The sequence below is a fragment of the Pseudomonas sp. NY8896 genome, from assembly GCF_039634505.1.
Genome location: NZ_CP132350.1, coordinates 1495231 through 1507625, shown reverse-complemented (window position 1 = coordinate 1507625; position 12395 = coordinate 1495231). Strand labels below are relative to the sequence as shown.

At 63.0% G+C, this 12395-nt stretch carries 16 protein-coding genes; 7 read left to right on the top strand and 9 right to left on the bottom strand.

From position 1 onward, the window contains the following. Positions 1 to 75: 75 nt before the first annotated feature. The 4 genes from Q9451_RS06690 to Q9451_RS06675 all read right to left on the bottom strand — a co-directional run bounded on the left by Q9451_RS06690 (position 76) and on the right by Q9451_RS06675 (position 3249). Positions 76 to 990 (bottom strand): SDR family oxidoreductase, encoded by a 915-nt coding sequence (locus tag Q9451_RS06690; protein ID WP_012274145.1) that lies wholly within the window; start codon positions 988 to 990, stop codon positions 76 to 78. Positions 991 to 1104: 114 nt separating this feature from the next. Then, positions 1105 to 2010: an alpha/beta hydrolase gene (locus Q9451_RS06685; protein ID WP_012274146.1), complete on the bottom strand. Its 906-nt coding sequence runs from the start codon at positions 2008 to 2010 to the stop codon at positions 1105 to 1107. 176 nt (positions 2011 to 2186) lie between these two features. Next, complete coding sequence (locus Q9451_RS06680) at positions 2187 to 2873, bottom strand: LrgB family protein (RefSeq protein ID WP_012274147.1); 687 nt, start codon at positions 2871 to 2873, stop codon at positions 2187 to 2189. Then, entirely contained in the window at positions 2863 to 3249 is a 387-nt protein-coding gene (locus Q9451_RS06675) for a CidA/LrgA family protein (protein WP_012274148.1), read from the bottom strand. Before Q9451_RS06675 ends, Q9451_RS06680 begins: the two co-directional genes overlap by 11 nt. A gap of 96 nt (positions 3250 to 3345) precedes the next feature. Between Q9451_RS06675 and Q9451_RS06670 the strand changes: the two genes are divergently transcribed. Continuing rightward, positions 3346 to 4227, top strand: coding sequence for a LysR family transcriptional regulator (locus Q9451_RS06670; RefSeq protein WP_012274149.1), 882 nt, complete (start codon positions 3346 to 3348; stop codon positions 4225 to 4227). A gap of 34 nt (positions 4228 to 4261) precedes the next feature. Here Q9451_RS06670 and Q9451_RS06665 read toward each other — a convergent pair whose 3' ends face one another. After that, positions 4262 to 4717 (bottom strand): flavodoxin, encoded by a 456-nt coding sequence (locus Q9451_RS06665; RefSeq protein WP_012274150.1) that lies wholly within the window; start codon positions 4715 to 4717, stop codon positions 4262 to 4264. 126 nt (positions 4718 to 4843) lie between these two features. Between Q9451_RS06665 and Q9451_RS06660 the strand changes: the two genes are divergently transcribed. Continuing rightward, positions 4844 to 5272, top strand: a complete 429-nt coding sequence (locus Q9451_RS06660; RefSeq protein WP_012274151.1) for a PAS domain S-box protein — start codon at positions 4844 to 4846, stop codon at positions 5270 to 5272. A gap of 59 nt (positions 5273 to 5331) precedes the next feature. Beyond that, the gene (locus Q9451_RS06655) at positions 5332 to 5949 is read left to right on the top strand and encodes a hypothetical protein (protein WP_012274152.1); all 618 of its coding nucleotides are present in this window, start codon (positions 5332 to 5334) and stop codon (positions 5947 to 5949) included. On the opposite strand, the gene Q9451_RS06650 is transcribed toward Q9451_RS06655, so the two are convergent. After that, the gene (locus Q9451_RS06650) at positions 5934 to 6869 is read right to left on the bottom strand and encodes a MerR family transcriptional regulator (RefSeq protein WP_012274153.1); all 936 of its coding nucleotides are present in this window, start codon (positions 6867 to 6869) and stop codon (positions 5934 to 5936) included. The genes Q9451_RS06655 and Q9451_RS06650 overlap by 16 nt on opposite strands. Before the next feature lie 218 nt (positions 6870 to 7087). On the opposite strand from Q9451_RS06650, the gene Q9451_RS06645 reads away from it, so the two are divergent. The 4 genes from Q9451_RS06645 to Q9451_RS06630 are packed head-to-tail and all read left to right on the top strand — an operon-like array spanning position 7088 to position 9059. Then, complete coding sequence (locus Q9451_RS06645; protein ID WP_012274154.1) at positions 7088 to 7648, top strand: antibiotic biosynthesis monooxygenase; 561 nt, start codon at positions 7088 to 7090, stop codon at positions 7646 to 7648. 33 nt (positions 7649 to 7681) lie between these two features. Then, positions 7682 to 8419 carry a dihydromonapterin reductase gene (folM, locus tag Q9451_RS06640; RefSeq protein WP_012274155.1) on the top strand — a complete coding sequence of 246 codons (738 nt, stop codon included), beginning with the start codon at positions 7682 to 7684 and terminating at the stop codon, positions 8417 to 8419. A gap of 9 nt (positions 8420 to 8428) precedes the next feature. Continuing rightward, positions 8429 to 8725: a DUF1244 domain-containing protein gene (locus Q9451_RS06635; protein WP_012274156.1), complete on the top strand. Its 297-nt coding sequence runs from the start codon at positions 8429 to 8431 to the stop codon at positions 8723 to 8725. Continuing rightward, the gene (locus tag Q9451_RS06630) at positions 8718 to 9059 is read left to right on the top strand and encodes a HopJ type III effector protein (RefSeq protein WP_012274157.1); all 342 of its coding nucleotides are present in this window, start codon (positions 8718 to 8720) and stop codon (positions 9057 to 9059) included. Before Q9451_RS06635 ends, Q9451_RS06630 begins: the two co-directional genes overlap by 8 nt. A gap of 99 nt (positions 9060 to 9158) precedes the next feature. On the opposite strand, the gene Q9451_RS06625 is transcribed toward Q9451_RS06630, so the two are convergent. The 3 genes from Q9451_RS06625 to Q9451_RS06615 form a co-directional block, all read right to left on the bottom strand. Further along, a complete protein-coding gene (locus Q9451_RS06625) occupies positions 9159 to 10061 on the bottom strand; it encodes an alpha/beta fold hydrolase (protein ID WP_012274158.1) in 903 nt (300 codons plus the stop codon). Between the two features lie 105 nt (positions 10062 to 10166). Then, positions 10167 to 11378: an enoyl-ACP reductase FabV gene (fabV, locus tag Q9451_RS06620; protein WP_012274159.1), complete on the bottom strand. Its 1212-nt coding sequence runs from the start codon at positions 11376 to 11378 to the stop codon at positions 10167 to 10169. A 147-nt stretch (positions 11379 to 11525) separates the two neighbouring features. Next, complete coding sequence (locus Q9451_RS06615; RefSeq protein ID WP_012274160.1) at positions 11526 to 12380, bottom strand: LysR substrate-binding domain-containing protein; 855 nt, start codon at positions 12378 to 12380, stop codon at positions 11526 to 11528. Positions 12381 to 12395: the final 15 nt, after the last annotated feature.

The window sequence follows — 12395 nt, the reverse complement described above, 5'->3', positions numbered from 1 at the left end:
TGAAGCTCCTTGATCTAACGTCTCGATTGGCCGCTGCGGCTTGCAGCGGCCTTTTTTATTTGAGCGGATAAATCTTCAGCCCAGCGGGTATTTCTGCAGGTTCGCCATCATCTGCTGCAATGCCTGCAAACTGTCCTGAGGATGCACCGCCCCGTCAAAGTCGCCGATTTGCGCCCAGTGCTCCGCCACCTGCTCCGGGGTAAACCCCTCGCGCGGATCAAAACCCACTCCCAGGCTGCGCTCCCAACGCACCTTGCCCACCCAGCCGCCGCCCACCTCGAACAGCTCCCCCGTGCCCTGGCACTGCTCGCTGCCCAGGTAAACCACCAGTGGGCTGACCAGCTCGGGCTTGAGCCGCTCGAATACCTGGGGTGGGATCAGCCCCTCGGTCATGCGGGTACCGCCCGTGGGAGCAATGGCGTTGACCAGGATGCCGTGCTTGCGCCCTTCGATGGCCAGCGTGCGGGTCAACCCGTACAGGCCCAGCTTGGCCATGCCGTAATTGGCCTGCCCAAAGTTGCCGTAGATACCCGAGGTGGAAGCCGTGAAGATCACCCGCCCCCAGTTTTGCTCGCGCAAGTGTGGCCAGGCGGCGCGGGTGACTTTGAAGGCCCCTTCGACATGCACCTGGTACACCTGCTCCCAATCGCTGTCGTCCATCTTGTGAAAGGTCTTGTCGCGCAGGATGCCAGCGTTGTTCACCAGCACATCGACCCGGCCGAACGTGTCCAGCGCCTGCTCGACGATACGTGCACCGTGGCTGACCGAGTCATGGTTGGCGATGGCGCTGCCACCGGCGGCGCGGATCTCCTCCACCACCCGGTCGGCGGCCGAGGCGCTGGCACCTTCCCCGTGGGTAGAACCGCCAAGGTCGTTGACCACCACCCTGGCACCCCGCGCGGCGAACAGCAGCGCGTGGGCGCGGCCCAGGCCGCCACCGGCGCCGGTGACGATCACCACGCGATCTTGCAAATGGACGGGCTCGCTCATGCTCATGGCTCCAGGCAGGTTCAGGTCAGCCGAGTGTCCGCCGCCAGCGGCAGGCGGACAATCAAGCTCACGCAGGCTGAATGCCTGGCAATAACGCAGGGCGATGAGGCCCCGTCAGGACCACGCCACTTTCGGCTGGTAGTAGCTGGACGGTTGTTCGCGAAAGGCCAGGTAGTGGCGCAGCACCTGCATCGGCGCTTCGGTATGGGGGTAATGGCCAATGCCGTGCAGCTGCACGGTGTCCGGCTCCGGCACCAGTTGCCGGTAACGCTCGAGCATGTGCCCGCCGGACAGTGGGTCGACCACGCCATTGATGAAGCGCAGTGGTACGCCTTTGCGCTGCATCGCCCCGACCCAGCGTTCACGGTGCAACCTGCGCTCGGGCATGTAGCCCACCAACTTGTGCAGGATGCGTGTACCCCGGTTGGTAGCGATCAGGCTCCAGAAGTCATCCAGCGCGCTCTCACTGGGGTGAGTGCAGGGGCCATAGACCTGGGTCACATTGCGCACCAGGTCGTCACGCCCGAACGAACGCCCCACCAGCCAGCCAAAGCGGCTGAGCAGCAGCTTCTGGATCAGCAGCATGCGGCAGCTTTCGGGGAACAGCCCGCTGTTGAGGAACACGCAACTGGCGATGTCGGCGCGCTGCTCATGATGGCGCGCCAACAATTCCTGGGCCACGCTGCCGCCATAGTCATGGGCCAGCAGATGCACCGGCTGCTTGACCTGCAGGTGGGCAAGCAAGGCCTGCTGCAGGTCCGCTTGCTCCATCAGGCTGTAGGCATGATCAACCGGTTTGGCCGAATCGCCAAAACCGAGCATGTCGCACGCGATCACCCGGAAACGTTGGGTCAAAGGCCCCCACAGGTAGTGCCAATCCCAGCTGGCAGTGGGAAAACCGTGTAACAGAAGCAGGGGCTCTCCTTGCCCTGCGGTCCAGTAGCGGATGCTCTGGCCCCGGAAGATGAAACTCTGTCCCCGGGTACGCCAGACGCACAATGGAATTTCGGCCATAGGCATCAGAGCGGTCCCGGAGAAGTGGTGTTGACGGAATAGGGCAAGGCTGCGGTCATTGCATGTCACCTCGGCACATACATGTGCTCTCTATGTCGAGGCAGAGTCTAGCCAGCAGCCCGTTGGCTGGAACTTGCGTTGCCAGCCAGCTTGATGACTGAGCGAGTCAGTGGCACGAACGGTCAGAGCAGCATGGCCAGCAGCGGCGCTGCGAACAGGTTGAGCAGCCCAGTCAGGACCATGACCAGGCCGGCCACCGAGCCTTCTTCGCGGCCCACCTCCTGCGCCCGGCTGACCCCGGCGCCATGCGCGCCAACACCAAACAGCGCACCCCGTGCCAGCGGTGTACGCAGCGGCAACCAGCGCAGCAGCACGCCGCCGAACATGGCGCCGAGCACGCCAGTGAACATCACGAACACCGCCGTCAGTTCCGGCACGCCACCCAGGTCGTGGGCCAGCGGCATGGCGAAGGGCGTGGTGATCGAACGCGGCACCAGCGACAGGCTGGTTGCGCTGTCCAGCGCCAGCAGGTGCGCCAAGCCCCAGGAGCTGGCAATCGAGGCACAGCTACCAGCCACCATGCCCACCATCAGGGCTGGCCAATGGCGCGCCAGCATGGCCCGCTGCTGCCAGATCGGCACCGCGAAAGCCACGGTCACTGGGCCGAGCACGCTCATCAACCAGTGGGTGTTGCGGGCATACTCGGCATAGGCTGTATGCAGCGGCACGGCCACCGCCAGCAGCAAAACCGGCACCAGGATCAATGGCGACAGCAGGTAGCGCTTGCTGCGCCGGTACAGCCAGCGGCTACCCAGGTAGGCCAGCAAGGTCAGCGCCAGCCAGAACAGCGGCATGGGTTCAAGGCTCATGGCGTAACCTCCAACGGCACACCAGTTCCACGGTCAATGCCGTCACCACCATCACCATCAACGTGCTCACAGCGATTACCAGCAAGATGCGCCAGCCCTCTTCACGGATCAGCGAGCCGTAGTCCAACAGGCTCATCAGCGCCGGGATGAAGAACAGCAGCATCTCGGCCATCAGCCAGCCGGCGCCCAATTGCAACATGGCCGGCTTGAGCACACCCGAAGCGAACAGTATCAACAGCAGGGCCAGGCCCATCACGCCGCCGGGAATCGGCCAGCCCAACCAATTGGCGAGCTGGCCGCCGAGCAGGAACAGGGCACAGAGGATCGCCAACTCGATGAGCAGGCGCAGGGCTTTTTTCAATAAGGCGGGTTTCATGGCGGGTTTCCTCGACAGGCCCTCATTTTAAGATTCGACTGCCTAGGCCAGAAGCGAATTGTTAGACTGATCGCCATTCCATAATGGAATCCAAGCATGGAATTCAAACAACTGCGCAGCTTTATCGAAGTGGTCCACCGGGGCGGTTTTACCCAGGCCGCACAGACGCTGCACATCAGCCAGTCGGCGGTGAGCAAGCAGGTAGCCCAGCTGGAGCAAGATGTGGGCCAGCCGCTGCTGGAGCGTCAGGCCTCGCAACTGCACCTGACCGCTGCCGGGCGCATCGTGCTGGAGCGTGGCGAAGCCCTGCTGCGTCAGCGTCAGGCGTTGCTCAACGAACTGGACGATCTCAGCCTGATGGAGCGTGGCGAACTGCGCTTGGGTTTACCGATGCTAGGCAGCGACGCCTTGTTCGCCGGCCTGTTCGCCGAGTACCGACGGCGCCACCCGAACATCGCCATCCAACTGCTCGAAGGCGGTAGCCGCAGCGTCGAACAGGCTGTCAGAAGCGGCGAGCTGGAACTGGGCGGCAGCTTGACGCCCAGTGACGAGGCATTCGACTACCAGCCGTTCTGCAACGAACCCCTGGACGCCTTGCTGCCGGCTGGGCATGCCTTGTCGGGCTTGGCCGGAGTGGACCTGGGGCAACTGGCCGATACGCCGTTCTTGCTGTACCAGCGCAGCTTCGTGCTTAACGATCGGCTGTTGAAGGCGTGTCAGCAGCAGGGCTTTACCCCGAAAGAAGGCGGGCGCAGTGGCCAGGCAGATTTTTTGGCGGCGCTGGTGGCGGCGGGCCAGGGTGTGGTGTTGCTGCCCCGGGTAGTGGCAAAAGCGCTGGAGCGCCCCGGGGTGGTGCGTGTGCCGCTGCGTTCGCCGGAAGACCTGCGGTGGGATATTGCGTTCATCTGGCGACGCGGGGCCTATCTGTCACGGGCGGCTCAGGCGTGGCTGGCCTTGTTGCGCGAGCTCAACGCCTGACACTGCCCCTGTAGGAGCGGCTCTACCTTCGGACTCAGGCTTTGAAGGCACTCGCCAACTCAGCCAACCACGGCTCGGCATCTGCCTCCGGGGTCACTGTCTCGCTCGCATCCAGGCGCAGCATCGGCTGCACTTCGCGCACGCCCAGCTCGGCAAACAGCTCGCGCATCTGCTCGCCACCACCACAGTAGGTGTCACCATAGCTGGAATCGCCCAGCGCAATCACTGCGCCCGGCAGGCCGCGCCAGGCCGCAGGCAGGGTGTCACGAATGGCGCTGTACAGCGGCATGAGGTTGTCCGGCAGCTCGCCCATGCCGGTGGTCGAGGTCACGGCCAGCAAGGCGTCGGGGGCAAAGCCTTGAAGATCCTGAAGGGTGGCGCGGGCCGCATGCCAGGCCTCCAGCCCCGCTGCCTTGAGCAGCGATTCAGCGTGACGTGCGACTTCTTCGGCGGTGCCGTAGACCGATCCGGAAATAATGACGACTTTCATCGGGAAGAGGATTCCGAAACTGAGTGAAAACGTAGGATACTAGCATCCAGCGATGGCAAAAGGCCGCCTCTACCAAAGTCGCCGCCTTCAGCCCTGCTTCGCCCCTTCTTGCTCAATGGCCCGAACATGATCAACGCGCAATTGCTGCAATCGATGGTCGATGCGTCCAATGACGGGATCGTGGTCGCCGAACAGGAAGGCGACGACACTATCCTGATCTACGTGAACGCCGCCTTCGAACGCCTGACTGGCTACAGCCGCGACGAAGTCCTCTATCAGGATTGTCGCTTTCTGCAGGCCGACGACCGTGACCAGCTTGGCCGCGCGCGCATCCGCAAGGCCCTGGCCGAAGGCCGCCCGTGCCGCGAAGTGCTGCGCAACTACCGCAAGGATGGCAGCGCCTTCTGGAACGAACTGTCGATCACGCCGGTGAGAAGCGACGCCGACCAGCGCACCTACTTCATCGGCATCCAGAAAGACGTCAGCCGCCAGGTCGAACTGGAACGGGAACTGGCCAAGATGTGCGCTCGTCCGAAAACCGACGAACGCGCCTGAACCAAGTACGCCACGCACGGTCAACCCCGTTGAAGAAATCGCCACCACCGAGTTCGATCATGCAAGCAGACGTGCTCCTGACCCAGGACGAGCTGGACTTCATACAGAACATGCAACACTCGCCGCAATTGAACCTGGCCGACTCCATGTCGAGCCTGCTGGTCAATGGCGACCGCCGCATCCAGAACTTGCTCACCCAGCTGGTGGCCAACGAGCAAGTGACCTTGCAGGCCCAGTTCAATAACCAGCAGATCAGTTTCCCGCTGCAACTGGTCGAGGACGAGTTTCACGCCCTGCACTTGCAACTGGGCTCACCGGAAATCTACGAAGATGGCCCCATGCTGCGCCCTTGGCGTCTGTCGATGGACCAGCCGAGCGCACTGCTTGATGCCCATGACCAGACCAGCGGCCTGTGGGTGCGTGATATTTCCTTCAAAGGTGTGTTGCTGGAAATCCGTGATCTGCCAGCGGCACCCGCCCGCTTCGAGCTTCGCTTCGCCCCAGGCGGCATCAGCCCGATCGAACTGCATGGCGTATTGGGCCGGCGCATCGGTCCAAACCTGGCGGCCTACGACCTCAGCCAAAGCCCGGCCGAAGAAATCGAACGGTTGCGGGACTACATCCTCCAGGCCCATCGCCAGGCCCATCCCGAGCTGCACACTCAGGTATCGAGCTGACCGGCCAGGAACTGCCGCAAACGCTGGCGCATCACACTACCTTGCGCCCCCAGGCAAGCGACAAGGCTGCCAGCCAAGCTCTCCTGTGCCACTTCCGCCGCTTCGCCGGCCAGCAACAACGGGCATTCCAGCATCGCCGCCAGGCGCGTAACGTGCCGGGTAGTTTCTGCTGTCGGTGCCTGATGAGAAAACAGCACCAGAGCGTCCGGCCTCAGACGTTCGCAGACCAACGCCAGTTCTCGCAGCGGCTGCCCGCTCGCCAGTAGGGTCACACCTGTTTCCTCGCTGCTCAGGAGCAGGCTGGTTACCAGCAACTCAAGTTCATGACACTGCCCCGGCAATGGCGCCAACAACACGTTACGGCTGCGCGGCACATGGGCAAGCTGCAGACGGGCGAACACCCGACCGCGCAGGAACTGGTCAAGGAACAGCCATTCACTGGTCTGCCCGTAGCCGCCTTGCCGCACGGCCATGTCGTGCCACACAGGCATGAACACTTCGGCGAAAACCTGATCCAGGGTGCTGGCGGCAAATACCATCTCGTAAAGGCGATCCAGGCCTGCCAGATCGAAGCTCTGCACCGCTAGACGAATCTGGTGCTGCCAACGCTGCCAGGCATCTGTCGCGCCACCCGCCTGCCCGGCAAGGGCATGGCCTCGCGCGAGAATACTACCCACCTTGCTGACCGACACACCGCGCTCCAGCCAGCCAAGGATACGGCGGACCTCGTCGATGTCGGCCTGTGAGTACAGGCGGTGGCCACTGTCGGTGCGAATTGGCTGGATCAGGCCATAGCGGCGCTCCCAGGCACGCAGGGTCACGGCGTTGACGCCAGTCAGGCGGGAAACTTCACGAATCGGAAACAGCTCCTGCTGCTCGAAGCTGGCATCGATAACCGGACTACGTCCCTGTTCGTTCATCTGCACGGTGTACCCTGGGTGCGGAAGTTGAACACATAGTCTACTACGACAGCACCCGCCGCAGGGTGCAGCCATTTGCCGGCTGACATTTGCCGGTGATCGCAACTGCGCGATAATCCGCGCCCGATTCTTGCATGCACGCCTGCGTCGCCCACCACCCCGGGCCACGCAGCCAAAGGGGCCAGCTACCCGCCAGCCCCGTTGCCAGGAGATACACGATGTCTACCCCACCCGTCACCTTGATGGTGTCGCGCCGCGCCGCCCATGGCCGCTACCAGGACCTGCTGGCCTGGCTGCACGAAGGCGAGCAGCTGGCCACCGACTTCCCCGGTTACCTCGGCTCGGGCATCCTCGCCCCGCCACGCGATGGCGACGAATTCCAGATCATCTTCCGTTTCAGCGACGAGCCCACCTTGCATGCCTGGGAACATTCCGCTTCGCGGCGGGCTTGGCTGCAGCGCGGCAACGGCCTGTTCGAGCGCCCCAAAGAGGCGCGCGTAAGCGGCATCGATGACTGGTTTGGCACCAACATGGTGCAAAAACCACCGCGCTGGAAGCAGGCCGTGGCCATCTGGCTGGCGTTCTTCCCGGTATCGCTGGCATTCAACCTGCTGTTCGGCCACTGGTTGTCGGCACTCGACCTGATACCCCGCGTACTGCTCAGCACGTTGGCCCTGACGCCGCTGATGGTGTACCTGTTCATCCCGTTGTCCACCCGCTTGCTAGCCAGTTGGCTGCTGGCCTCCCCGGCCACCACTGGCGCCTTGCGCAGCCGCTGAGGCCAGGCCATACAACAGGGAAACAGTTCGGGTATGCTGGGTGGCAACCAAAGGACAGACAAGTTGACCGCCCCGAACATGAACAGCCCCATTCTCGTTACCGGAGCCAGCCAGCGCGTCGGGCTGGCCCTGGCCCTTGAACTGGCACAGGCCGGCCATACGGTGGTCAGTGCCAGCCGCAGCATCCAGCCACAGGCGGCCCACCCGAACATCGTGCAGTTCCAGGCCGACCTGTGCCAGCCAGCCGACCGCCAGGCCCTGATCGACCACCTGCACACCCATTACGACGGCTTGCGCGCCATCATCCATAACGCCTCGCTGTGGCTCGACGATGGCCTCGACAACCTCGACACCATGTTCCGCCTGCACGTCGAAGCGCCCTACCACCTCAACCTGGCCCTGGGCGACCTGCTGGCCAAGGTGGAAAAGGCCGACATCATCCACATCTGCGACGAAACCTCTTCGCGCGGCAGTAAAAGCCACATCGGCTACGCCGCCACCAAGGCCGCGCTGCAGAACATGGTGCTGTCATTTGCCGAAAAATATGCGCCCAAGGTGCACGTGAACGGTATCCTGCCCGGGCTGCTGATCCTCAAGGAAGGGGGTGACGAAGCCTACCGCCAGCAAACCCTGAAAAAGGCCCTGCTGGAATTCGAACCCGGCGCCGGCCCGCTGATCGAGACAGTCAAGTACCTGCTCGCCAGCCAGTACAGCACCGGCAGCCAGGTGGTCATCAACGGTGGCCGCCACCTGAAGAACCGCATGACTTGAGAGACACCCATGACGCCACAACAACAGCTCGAACTTGAGGCCGCCGCGTTCCGCCGCCTGGTCGAACACCTGCAAAAGCGCACCGATGTACAGAACATCGACCTGATGAACCTGTCCGGTTTCTGCCGCAACTGCCTGTCCAAGTGGTACAAGGCCGCGGCTGACGAGCGCCAGCTCGACCTGAGCCTGGATGATGCCCGCGAAGCGGTGTACGGCATGCCCTACGCCGAGTGGAAAGCCCAACACCAGAAAGAAGCCAGCGCCGAACAACAAGCGGCGTTCGAAAAAGGAAAACCTCGTGACTGATCTGAACACCCTGCGCGCCAGCCTGGCCAGCGGCCAACATGTCTTTGCCGATACCCTGGCGTTCATTGCCGACAACTACAGCTACCAGCCTCAGGCGTTCAACAATGGCGGCGTGGAGAATGCGGCCGGGCAAAACGAAGGTTCGTGCAAAACCCTGGGCCTGGCTTTGCTGGAAGGGCTGAGCGACCAGGAAGCGCTGCTGGCCTTTGGCGAGCACTACCGTGACGTGGTGGCCACGCCCGAGGGCAGCGACCATGGCAATATCCGCGCGCTGATCAAGCAGGGTCTGGCGGGCGTGAAATTTGCCGGGCAGCCCCTGTCGCGCAAGGCTTGAGATAGCCCGGGCCACTCCCATAAGGGGCGCATACCTCCTGTGGGAGCGGCCTTGTGTCGCGATGGGCTGCAAAGCAGCCCCAAAATATCGATCCCACCCTCAATCCATGATGGTTCCAGGCCCCCCTTCTTTCAGCTCTCCCTGCTGCAGCCACTGCAAGGCCACCGGCCACAAGCTTTCGCGAAACCGGTCATGGAAAAACGCGAAATGGCCAATTTCGTCGACCGAGATATCCACAGGCGCGATACGCAGGTGCCGGGCACCCTGTAGATAACCCAACAATCGCTCGGTCGCCGCCACGGTGCCAAACGGGTCGTCAGTGAGGCTGATGGCCAGCGTCGCCGCCCGCACCTGAACGAACGGAAGCGTCGCCAGCGCCCGAGCGCTGGGGCGATGCTCGTAACGTGGGGTACGTGTGGTCCAGTCGTGCACCACGCCGGATGGCGTGTCTTCAAGCCAACCCAGGCGTTTGCCGGGGAAGTAGCCGAATATCCGGGTCAGTAGCGGCATTACCACATGCCACTTGCCGAGCAGCTGCCAGCGCTGGCCGACCGCGTAGTCGCGCCAATAGGCAAACTGCGCGCCCACCATCACTACCCGGCGTACCTGGCCTGCCGACGCGGCCAGCCCTACTGCGCAGCCGCCGAAACTGTGCCCCACCACGTCTACTGGCTGACCGGGGAAATGCTCTGCCGCATGCGCCAGCATCGCTTCGAAATCCAGCCTGCCCCAATCGCTCCACGAGGCCTGGAAGCCGCGCAACGAAGCTGGGCGGGACTCGCCGATGCCACGGTAATCGTAGGTCAGCACATCGCAGCCCTGGGCAAACAGGTAGTCGGCAAAGCGGGAGTAATAGCGGCAGCGTACCGAAGTGGCAGCGTTGATGATCACCAGCGGACGCTGGGGGTCAGGGCGAGCGTGGCGCCAGCAGAAGCCGCCGAGGCTGTAACCGTCGGCTGTGGCCTGGCGAAAGGGGGCGGCGGGTTGGGTGAGGCTACTCATGGCGCATTCCCTGTTGTTGTGCGCCAAAGCTAGCAAAGATTTTATAGCCTGTACCGGCCTCTTCGCGGGTTTACCCGCAAAAGGGCCGGTGCAGGTTAACTACGGTTACAGCTCGATGCAGTCGAACTTGACATCGGTGGCCACGTCTTCGTCGTAGTTGACGTCAGCGCGCTCGAAACCGAACAGGTTGAGGAACTGCTTCTTGTAACCGGCGTAGTCGGTCAGCTCGAACAGGTTCTCGGTGGTCACTTGTGGCCACAGGGCCTTGCAGGCGGTCTGAACGTCGTCGCGCAGTTCCCAGTCGTCCAGGCGCAGACGGCCCTTCTCGTCAACGTCGGCCGGCGCACCGTCGGCACGGTACATACGGTCGCGGTACATGCGGTCGAGCTGGTTCTGAGTACCTTCGTGAATGCCTTTCTCCTGCATGATCTTGAAGACCATCGACAGGTACAGCGGCATCACCGGGATGGCCGAGCTGGCCTGGGTCACCACCGACTTGAGCACGGCCACGTTGGCGCCGCCTTTCACTTCATCGGCCAGTTTCTGGTCCAGACGCAGGGCGGTTTCGTCCAGGTCCTGCTTGGCCTGGCCCAGGGCACCGTGCCAGTAGATCGGCCAGGTGATATCGCTGCCGATGTAGCTGAAGGCCACGGTGCGAGCGCCTTCGGCCAGCACGTTGGCGCCTGCCAGGGCATCGATCCACAGCTGCCAGTCCTGGCCACCCATGACGGTGACGGTGTCGGCGATTTCCTGCTCCGTGGCCGGCTCGATGCTGGCCTCGATGATGGTGTCCTTGTTGGTGTCGATGGCGGTCGACTTGTACGGCTCGCCGATCGGCTTGAGTGCCGAGCGAATCACTTCACCGGTCTGCGGCAGCTTGCGCACAGGCGATGCCAGCGAGTAGATGACCAGGTCGACCTTGCCACCCATTTCGTTCTTGATCAGTTCGATGACCTTGGCACGGGCTTCGTCAGAGAAGGCGTCACCGTTGATCGACTTGCTGTACAGGCCTTCGGCCTTGGCAAACTTGTCGAAGGCTGCAGAGTTGTACCAGCCAGCGGTGCCGGCCTTGGTCTCAGTGCCAGGCTTTTCGAAGAACACACCCAGGGTGTCGGCCTTGAAGCCGAACGCCGCGGTGATGCGAGCTGCCAGGCCGTAGCCGCTGGAAGCGCCAATGACCAGGACCTTCTTCGGGCCATCCTCGCGCACGCCCAGCTTGCGGGTGGCTTCGATCTGGTCACGGACGTTGAGCTCGCAGCCCTTCGGGTGAGTCGTGGTGCAGATGAAACCGCGAACCTTAGGATGAATGATGGCCAATGTCTGTACCTCGTCAGGTTTATGCCGGGGAAGCGCCGCTTGGGGCGATTCCGATTGATCAGAGGGTGAGACTACCCCCGCAGGTTATCCGACACATATTACGGGGTGATCATGGGGATGCAAAACCGAGGTTCTTGCGTGCCGGCATCAATCCAAGGCCAACGCGGCTCTCAACCAGTCCAGAAACTGCCGGGCCAGCGGATCCTCCTGACTCTCCCGATGCACCAGGCAAGCCCACGCAGGCCCCCGCACCCGCTGCGCCGACAACGCCTGCAAACGCCCCTCTTGCACGGCCCGACGCGCCAGCAACTGGCTGACCAACGCCACCCCCAACCCCTCGCTCGCCGCATCCAGCAACAGCCCCGGGTCGGAAAAATTCAGCCCCTTGCCCTGCTGCCCAACATCCTCGCCGCCCTCCAGTTGCCAATGGCTCCAGTCCATCTCCCGTTCGCCGTGCAAGGTCGTACGCGCGGTTGCAGTCGCCAGGGAAGGATGGCAAGCCGGGTACAGCTGGTCCTGATGCAGCACGCTGAAGCTGCACTCAGCCTGGGCACTGAGATCATCGCGGATAGCCAGGTCGATGGTCTCGGTGGCCATGTCCGGCACCTCGAAACTGGTAAACAACCACAAGTCGACCTGCGGACAGCGCTGGTGAAAGTCCGCCAGCCGCGGCAGCAGCCAGTGCCTGGCAAAAGCCGGGCTGGTGTTCACCACCAGCTGATTGGGCTTGCGGTACTGGTCTAGCCGGCGAATGCCTACGGCCAGGTGCTGCAACAGCGATTGCGTGGTGCTGAGCAGGTCGTGCCCGGCGTCGGTCAGGCTCACGCTACGGCCACTGCGATGAAACAGCGGCTGCTCCAGGTAGGTTTCCAGGCTGCGAATTTGTTGGCTGATGGCCGACTGGGTCAGGTTCAACGCCTCGGCGGCCTTGTGGAAGCTGCCTAGCCGCGCAGCGGCCTCGAAGCCGCGCAGGGCATTAAGGGGTGGCCAGTGTTTGAGCATGATTGATAAGACCCG

Bases quoted from the DNA above. Each gene is read 5' to 3' on its own strand.
- Q9451_RS06670 (WP_012274149.1), top strand. From the start codon at position 3,346: ATGGAATTCAAACAACTGCGCAGCTTTATCGAAGTGGTCCACCGGGGC.
- Q9451_RS06675 (WP_012274148.1), bottom strand. From the start codon at position 3,249: ATGAAACCCGCCTTATTGAAAAAAGCCCTGCGCCTGCTCATCGAGTTG.
- Q9451_RS06635 (WP_012274156.1), top strand. From the start codon at position 8,429: ATGACGCCACAACAACAGCTCGAACTTGAGGCCGCCGCGTTCCGCCGC.
- Q9451_RS06690 (WP_012274145.1), bottom strand. From the start codon at position 990: ATGAGCGAGCCCGTCCATTTGCAAGATCGCGTGGTGATCGTCACCGGC.
- folM (WP_012274155.1), top strand. From the start codon at position 7,682: ATGCTGGGTGGCAACCAAAGGACAGACAAGTTGACCGCCCCGAACATG.
- Q9451_RS06685 (WP_012274146.1), bottom strand. From the start codon at position 2,010: ATGCCTATGGCCGAAATTCCATTGTGCGTCTGGCGTACCCGGGGACAG.
- Q9451_RS06655 (WP_012274152.1), top strand. From the start codon at position 5,332: ATGCAAGCAGACGTGCTCCTGACCCAGGACGAGCTGGACTTCATACAG.
- Q9451_RS06660 (WP_012274151.1), top strand. From the start codon at position 4,844: ATGATCAACGCGCAATTGCTGCAATCGATGGTCGATGCGTCCAATGAC.
- Q9451_RS06615 (WP_012274160.1), bottom strand. From the start codon at position 12,380: ATGCTCAAACACTGGCCACCCCTTAATGCCCTGCGCGGCTTCGAGGCC.
- Q9451_RS06680 (WP_012274147.1), bottom strand. From the start codon at position 2,873: ATGAGCCTTGAACCCATGCCGCTGTTCTGGCTGGCGCTGACCTTGCTG.
- Q9451_RS06665 (WP_012274150.1), bottom strand. From the start codon at position 4,717: ATGAAAGTCGTCATTATTTCCGGATCGGTCTACGGCACCGCCGAAGAA.
- Q9451_RS06645 (WP_012274154.1), top strand. From the start codon at position 7,088: ATGTCTACCCCACCCGTCACCTTGATGGTGTCGCGCCGCGCCGCCCAT.
- Q9451_RS06625 (WP_012274158.1), bottom strand. From the start codon at position 10,061: ATGAGTAGCCTCACCCAACCCGCCGCCCCCTTTCGCCAGGCCACAGCC.
- Q9451_RS06650 (WP_012274153.1), bottom strand. From the start codon at position 6,869: ATGAACGAACAGGGACGTAGTCCGGTTATCGATGCCAGCTTCGAGCAG.